The organism is Aquidulcibacter sp., from assembly GCF_049239865.1.
In the GTDB taxonomy this organism is placed as follows: Bacteria; Pseudomonadota; Alphaproteobacteria; order Caulobacterales; family Aquidulcibacteraceae; genus Aquidulcibacter.
The window spans coordinates 1-2,319 of sequence record NZ_JBMLTR010000018.1; the positions used below are offsets into that span (position 1 = coordinate 1).

Here is a 2,319-nt window from a genome sequence, read left to right on the forward strand (position 1 = left end):
TAAGTGAAACCAAGGGTCAGCCAACCATGTCTGTTGCGGCGGCTGCGACCCCTGTACCGGGCCAGGCTGTTCGCCTAACTTTGATCCTAACAGGCGCGGATGGCAAACCCCTCGGCCCCGATGACATCGCAACCCAGCACGAGCACAAGGTCCATGTTATGATCGTGGATAGCGCGCTGGAGGATTACACCCATGTCCATGGTGAGCCAGGCGCGCAGCCCGGACAGTGGACGGTCAGCTTTACCCCGAAATATCCCCGTCAATATCGCGTTTGGGCGGACTTTAAGCCCGCAGGCAAAGAGCAAGACGGGCACGCTCATGACCATGGCAAAAGTGACCATGGTGATGAAGGTCAAAGTCATGACAAAGCAGGCCATGATCATGGTGAAGGAAGCCATGGCCATGAAGATGCAAATGCCCATAACCTTACGCCTTCCGTCACCCTAAACGTGGGCGCAGAAAAAGGTCCAGAGGTTGCAGCGACCCAAACACTTTCCACCAAGGTCGACGGCTATACCCTGACCCTATCGCTTGGCGGCGCGCTCACGGCTGACGCACACACACCAGCTATGCTAACAGTTGCCGATGGAACCGGGGCTCCGCTTGCCTCGTTAGAACCGCTTATGGGGGCCTATGCCCATTTGGTTGGCTTCTCGGCCGATGGCACCACGATGGTGCATGGTCATCCTGAGGGTGCAGAACCAAAGGATGCGACGGCACGCGGCGGGCCTGCATTAGCTTTTGAATTGCACCCAAGCGTTGTCGGACCGCACCGAGTATTCGTGCAAGTAAAGGTCGGCGGCAAGGTAATCACTGCGCCGTTTACGTTGGTGGTGGCAGACTGACATGGATTTACCGACGACGATAACAACAGTCCTATTGTACGCCTATTTGGTTGGGTTTGTATTGCTTAGCAGACAAGCGAAAGAGTCCGCTGGACGCAATATTGACTCCTTCGTTAAGCCGGAGGGTACCCAAATTTGGACGGCACTCTTGTTCAAGATTGGATTTGTCGGCGCTGCCGCTTGGGGTCTATTCCGAGCAACTTTTCCAACTTGGGTGCCTCAATGGCCACCTATGTTCGATTGGCTTGTTTGGCCGGGATTCGTTGCTGTATTCGTTGGGGCATGCGTGGCTCTCGGGGCGCAATCTCAAATGGCCGGATCTTGGCGGATTGGTGCAGTAGAGGGCACTCTTGGAACACTCGTGACGCGGGGCTTTTTCGCCTTTTCGCGAAATCCGGTTTTCGTTGGCCAGCTGGCCCTTTTTGCCGGGCTTGCCCTTGTCAAACCTGATATCGTCCAAGTGATCCTTTCGGCCTGTGTTTGGATTGCCGCTGTCTGGCAAGTCCGCATCGAAGAACCGATTTTGGCCAAAAGTCTTGGGCAAGGCTACCGCGACTATGCTGCCCGAACCCCGCGCTGGCTGGGCCTTTCAAAGGAATAAAATAGTGGGTCACGATCACAGCGACCATCAAGACAGCGGCCACAATCATGGTGCCCATGGCCATGTGCACGGTCCTTCCAGCTATGATGGGGCTTTCGCGCTTGGAATTGGTCTCAATGTCAGCTTTGTTCTGGTTGAGCTTGGAGTGGGGTGGTCAATCAATTCCCTCGCGCTCATCGCAGATGCGGGCCATAATGCTACCGACGTGCTAGGTCTCTTGCTTGCTTGGGGCGCAACGGCACTCGGGCGACTTCAGCCCCGAGGGCGGTTTACATTTGGATTTGGCCAAGCTTCCATTCTGGCGTCTCTTGCGAACGCGTTACTCATCCTCTTGGCCGCCGGAGTTATTGGTTGGGAGGCGATCCGCCGTTTTGCAAACCCCAGCCCGCCGGATGGCGCTTTGGTTATGGCGGTTGCAGCCGTTGGGGTGGTCATAAATCTTGGTACGGCCTGGTTGTTCTCGCGCGGCCGAAAGTCGGACATCAATATTGAAGGTGCTTTCCTCCACATGTTGTGGGACGGGCTTGTCTCCCTTTCGGTAATCTTGGCGGGTGCTGCCATCTTGCTGACCGGAAAGGCTTGGATTGATCCGGCGATCAGTCTTGTTGTCGTGGCCGTCATGGTTGCAGGGACTTGGCATTTGCTTTTGGCCTCATCCAGACTGTCGCTGGGTGCAAGTCCAGCGGGCGTTGACTTGCCTTCTGTAAAGGAGTGGCTTGCAGCGCGCCCAGGCGTGGCATCGGTGCATGATCTTCATGTTTGGCCCCTATCCACCACACAAGCCGCTTTGTCTGCCCACCTAGTCATGCCCGAAGGTCATCCCGGTGATGTAGTACTTGCCACTCTCGCGCATGAACTCGACGAGAAATACGG

Annotated in this window: 2 protein-coding genes and 1 pseudogene; all 3 read left to right on the forward strand. The window is 56.1% G+C overall.

What is annotated here, in order from left to right; all coding sequences use genetic code 11:
• Positions 1-845: pseudogene (locus ACOVRA_RS02145) on the forward strand (hypothetical protein); the annotation flags it as partial.
• 310 nt (positions 846-1,155) lie between these two features.
• Positions 1,156-1,446, forward strand: a complete 291-nt coding sequence (locus tag ACOVRA_RS02150) for a methyltransferase family protein (protein WP_421718866.1) — start codon at positions 1,156-1,158, stop codon at positions 1,444-1,446.
• A gap of 4 nt (positions 1,447-1,450) precedes the next feature.
• On the forward strand, positions 1,451-2,319 hold an 869-nt coding region (locus ACOVRA_RS02155; protein ID WP_421718867.1), incomplete at its 3' end, for a cation diffusion facilitator family transporter.